Origin of the sequence: Nocardioides conyzicola (assembly GCF_039543825.1) — a bacterium.
Classification (GTDB): Bacteria; Actinomycetota; Actinomycetes; order Propionibacteriales; family Nocardioidaceae; genus Nocardioides; species Nocardioides conyzicola.
This window is the reverse complement of record NZ_BAABKM010000006.1, coordinates 1-5,099: the sequence shown is the minus strand read 5'-3', so window position 1 is coordinate 5,099 and position 5,099 is coordinate 1. Positions and strand designations below refer to the sequence as shown.

Genomic DNA, 5,099 nt, shown 5'->3' with positions numbered 1-5,099 from the left:
ACACATGCAAGTCGAGCGGAAAGGCCCTTCGGGGTACTCGAGCGGCGAACGGGTGAGTAACACGTGAGTAATCTGCCCTTGGCTTTGGGATAACTACCGGAAACGGTGGCTAATACCGGATACGACCGATCCCTGCATGGGGTGTTGGTGGAAAGTTTTTTCGGCCAGGGATGTGCTCGCGGCCTATCAGCTTGTTGGTGGGGTAATGGCCTACCAAGGCTTCGACGGGTAGCCGGCCTGAGAGGGTGACCGGCCACACTGGGACTGAGACACGGCCCAGACTCCTACGGGAGGCAGCAGTGGGGAATATTGGACAATGGGCGGAAGCCTGATCCAGCAACGCCGCGTGAGGGATGACGGCCTTCGGGTTGTAAACCTCTTTCAGTACCGACGAAGCGCCGATGATGGTGGTGACGGTAGGTACAGAAGAAGCACCGGCCAACTACGTGCCAGCAGCCGCGGTAATACGTAGGGTGCGAGCGTTGTCCGGAATTATTGGGCGTAAAGGGCTCGTAGGCGGTTTGTCGCGTCGGGAGTGAAAACCCAGGGCTTAACTCTGGGCTTGCTTTCGATACGGGCAGACTAGAGGTATGCAGGGGAGAACGGAATTCCTGGTGTAGCGGTGAAATGCGCAGATATCAGGAGGAACACCGGTGGCGAAGGCGGTTCTCTGGGCATTACCTGACGCTGAGGAGCGAAAGTGTGGGGAGCGAACAGGATTAGATACCCTGGTAGTCCACACCGTAAACGTTGGGCGCTAGGTGTGGGGCCTATTCCATGGGTTCCGTGCCGCAGCTAACGCATTAAGCGCCCCGCCTGGGGAGTACGGCCGCAAGGCTAAAACTCAAAGGAATTGACGGGGGCCCGCACAAGCGGCGGAGCATGCGGATTAATTCGATGCAACGCGAAGAACCTTACCTGGGTTTGACATACGCCGGAAAGCCATAGAGATATGGCCCCTTTTTGTCGGTGTACAGGTGGTGCATGGCTGTCGTCAGCTCGTGTCGTGAGATGTTGGGTTAAGTCCCGCAACGAGCGCAACCCTCGTCCTATGTTGCCAGCACGTTATGGTGGGGACTCATAGGAGACTGCCGGGGTCAACTCGGAGGAAGGTGGGGATGACGTCAAGTCATCATGCCCCTTATGTCCAGGGCTTCACGCATGCTACAATGGCCGGTACAAAGGGCTGCGATACCGCAAGGTGGAGCGAATCCCAAAAAGCCGGTCTCAGTTCGGATTGGGGTCTGCAACTCGACCCCATGAAGTCGGAGTCGCTAGTAATCGCAGATCAGCAACGCTGCGGTGAATACGTTCCCGGGCCTTGTACACACCGCCCGTCACGTCACGAAAGTCGGCAACACCCGAAGCCGGTGGCCTAACCCTTGTGGAAGGAGCCGTCGAAGGTGGGGCTGGCGATTGGGACGAAGTCGTAACAAGGTAGCCGTACCGGAAGGTGCGGCTGGATCACCTCCTTTCTAAGGAGCACATACCCCGCACGTCCAGCTGCTGGCCAGGTCTTCTGGTTGGTTTTGTCTGGGTGGCATTGGTGGTGTTCACTAGTGGAATCGTCGATGATGCTTTGGCCCGTGGGGCCGTCTCTTCTCAGTACTACTCGTCCAGCTTGCTGGCGGGTGTGGAACCTGGAGGGGTGGTCGGATGGGTTGGGGTTGGCACACTGTTGAGTCCTGAGGCATCAGCCGTCAGGCAGGTCTCTTGGCCCTTCAGGACTGGTCGTCACGTTGGTGGCGGTCTGCCTGGGTGGGTGTGTTACTTGTGAACTGGATAGTGGACGCGAGCATCTTCGCAACAGCCCGTAGGCCTGCTGGCGCGCCCTGTGATGGGGTGGGTTTGGTGGGAGTGGTTGTTGCGATTGTTGTAGAACGCTGGCCCCGGGTGCTGTTCTGGTGAGTCCATCAGGCGGTGCCCTGTAAACAGGGGGTTGGTGTTTGTTTGTTTCTTTGTAGTTTTTGTTGAGTGTTTGTGCGACAAGCTATGAAGGGCACATGGTGGATGCCTTGGCATCAAGAGCCGATGAAGGACGTAGGAGCCTGCGATAAGCCCTGGGGAGTTGGCAACCGAGCTGTGATCCGGGGGTGTCCGAATGGGGGAACCCAGCACGAGTCATGTCGTGTTACCCGCGCCTGAATATATAGGGTGTGTGGAGGGAACGCCGGGAAGTGAAACATCTCAGTACCGGTAGGAAGAGAAAACAAAAGTGATTCCGAGAGTAGTGGCGAGCGAAATCGGAAGAGGCTAAACCTTATCTGTGTGATACCCGGCAGGGGTTGCAGGTAGGGGGTTGTGGGACCACTCTGTCCGGTCTGCCGGCTGGTCGAACAGTAAGAAAATGCGCGGGAAGTTGAAGTCCATTGGAAAGTGGCGCCGTAGAGGGTGATAGCCCCGTAAGTGTAAGTGCGCATCTGTTGAGTGGTATCCCAAGTAACACGGAACCCCTGAAATTCCGTGTGAATCTGGCGGGACCACCCGTTAAGCCTAAATACTCCTTGATGACCGATAGCGGACAAGTACCGTGAGGGAAAGGTGAAAAGTACCCCTGGCGGGGAGTGAAATAGTACCTGAAACCGTGTGCCTACAATCCGTCAGAGCCCGGCTGGCCCCCTCTAGATTATGGGGTTGTTGGGGTGATGGCGTGCCTTTTGAAGAATGAGCCTGCGAGTTTGCGGTGTGTTGCGAGGTTAACCCGTGTGGGGAAGCCGTAGCGAAAGCGAGTCCTAATAGGGCGTCTGAGTAGCACGCTCAAGACCCGAAGCGAAGTGATCTATCCATGGGCAGGTTGAAGCGCGGGTAAGACCGCGTGGAGGACCGAACCCACTTAGGTTGAAAACTGAGGGGATGACCTGTGGATAGGGGTGAAAGGCCAATCAAACTTCGTGATAGCTGGTTCTCCCCGAAATGCATTTAGGTGCAGCGTCGCGTGTTTCTTGCCGGAGGTAGAGCACTGGATAGCTAATGGGCCCTACAAGGTTACTGACGTTAGCCAAACTCCGAATGCCGGTAAGTGAGAGCGCGGCAGTGAGACAGTGGGGGATAAGCTCCATTGTCGAGAGGGAAACAGCCCAGACCATCAGCTAAGGCCCCTAAGCGGTGACTAAGTGGAAAAGGATGTGGAGTCGCAGTGACAACCAGGAGGTTGGCTTGGAAGCAGCCACCCTTGAAAGAGTGCGTAATAGCTCACTGGTCAAGTGATTCCGCGCCGACAATGTAGCGGGGCTCAAGTCATCCGCCGAAGCTATGGCATTCATGCGTTAACCCGGCCACGGTGTGGTCCAGGTGTGTGGATGGGTAGGGGAGCGTCGTGTCGCGAGTGAAGCTCCGGAGTGATCCAGGGGTGGACGCGACACGAGTGAGAATGCAGGCATGAGTAGCGAATCACGGGCGAGAAACCCGTGCGCCGAATGATCAAGGGTTCCAGGGTCAAGCTAATCTGCCCTGGGTAAGTCGGGACCTAAGGCGAGGCCGACAGGCGTAGTCGATGGACAACGGGTTGATATTCCCGTACCGGCAAAGTAGCGCCCATGACGAACCCGGTGATGCTAACCACCCGAAACTTATCGGACCGGACCCTTCGGGGCGAGGCCGGTTTGCGGAGCGTGGGACCCGATCCGGTAGTAGTCAAGCGATGGGGTGACGCAGGAAGGTAGCCCAACCACAGCGATGGTTGTCTGTGGGTAAGCATGTAGGGGAGACGATAGGCAAATCCGTCGTCTTGTGTTTGATCACGGCCCTGAGATGTGATGCCGAGCCCTTTTGGGTGAAGTGGGTAATCCTATGCTGCCGAGAAAAACCTCTAGCGAGCTACGCGCCGCCCGTACCCCAAACCGACTCAGGTGATCAGGTAGAGAATACTAAGGCGATCGAGCGAACCATGGTTAAGGAACTCGGCAAAATGCCCCCGTAACTTCGGGAGAAGGGGGGCCGGATACGTGAACCCACTTGCTGGGGGAAGCGTTGAAGGCCGCAGAGACCAGGCCCAAGCGACTGTTTACTAAAAACACAGGTCCGTGCGAAGTTGTAAGACGATGTATACGGACTGACTCCTGCCCGGTGCTGGAAGGTTAAGGGGACCGGTAAGACACGTAAGTGTCGAAGCTGAGAACTTAAGCCCCAGTAAACGGCGGTGGTAACTATAACCATCCTAAGGTAGCGAAATTCCTTGTCGGGTAAGTTCCGACCTGCACGAATGGAGTAACGACTTGGGCGCTGTCTCAACCATGGACTCGGCGAAATTGCAGTACGAGTAAAGATGCTCGTTACGCGCGGCAGGACGGAAAGACCCCGGGACCTTTACTATAGTTTGGTATTGGTGTTTGGTTCGGCTTGTGTAGGATAGGTGGGAGACTGTGAAGCATTCACGCCAGTGAGTGTGGAGTCAACGTTGAAATACCACTCTGGTCGTACTAGATGTCTAACCTAGGACCATTATCTGGTTCAGGGACAGTGCCTGATGGGTAGTTTAACTGGGGCGGTTGCCTCCTAAAATGTAACGGAGGCGCTCAAAGGTTCCCTCAGCCTGGTTGGCAATCAGGTTTCGAGTGTAAGTGCACAAGGGAGCTTGACTGTGAGACAGACATGTCGAGCAGGGACGAAAGTCGGAACTAGTGATCCGGCGTCGGCATGTGGAAGCGACGTCGCTCAACGGATAAAAGGTACCCCGGGGATAACAGGCTGATCTTCCCCAAGAGTCCATATCGACGGGATGGTTTGGCACCTCGATGTCGGCTCGTCGCATCCTGGGGCTGGAGTAGGTCCCAAGGGTTGGGCTGTTCGCCCATTAAAGCGGCACGCGAGCTGGGTTTAGAACGTCGTGAGACAGTTCGGTCCCTATCCGCCGCGCGCGCAGGAAACTTGAGAAAGGCTGTCCCTAGTACGAGAGGACCGGGATGGACGAACCTCTGGTGTGCCAGTTGTCCCGCCAGGGGCACGGCTGGTTGGCTACGTTCGGAAGTGATAACCGCTGAATGCATCTAAGCGGGAAGCACGTTTCAAGATGAGGTTTCCCACCGGGTAACCGGGTAAGGCCCCCAGCAGAACACTGGGTTGATAGGCCGGAGGTGTACAGCAGCAATGCCTAGCCGACC

2 rRNA genes are annotated in these 5,099 nt (G+C 56.5%); both read left to right on the top strand.

The features are described 5' to 3' along the window. A 16S ribosomal RNA gene (locus ABEA34_RS24100) occupies positions 1 to 1,475 on the top strand; the annotation flags it as partial. A 508-nt stretch (positions 1,476 to 1,983) separates the two neighbouring features. Continuing rightward, positions 1,984 to 5,099: ribosomal RNA gene (locus ABEA34_RS24095) — 23S ribosomal RNA — on the top strand; the annotation flags it as partial.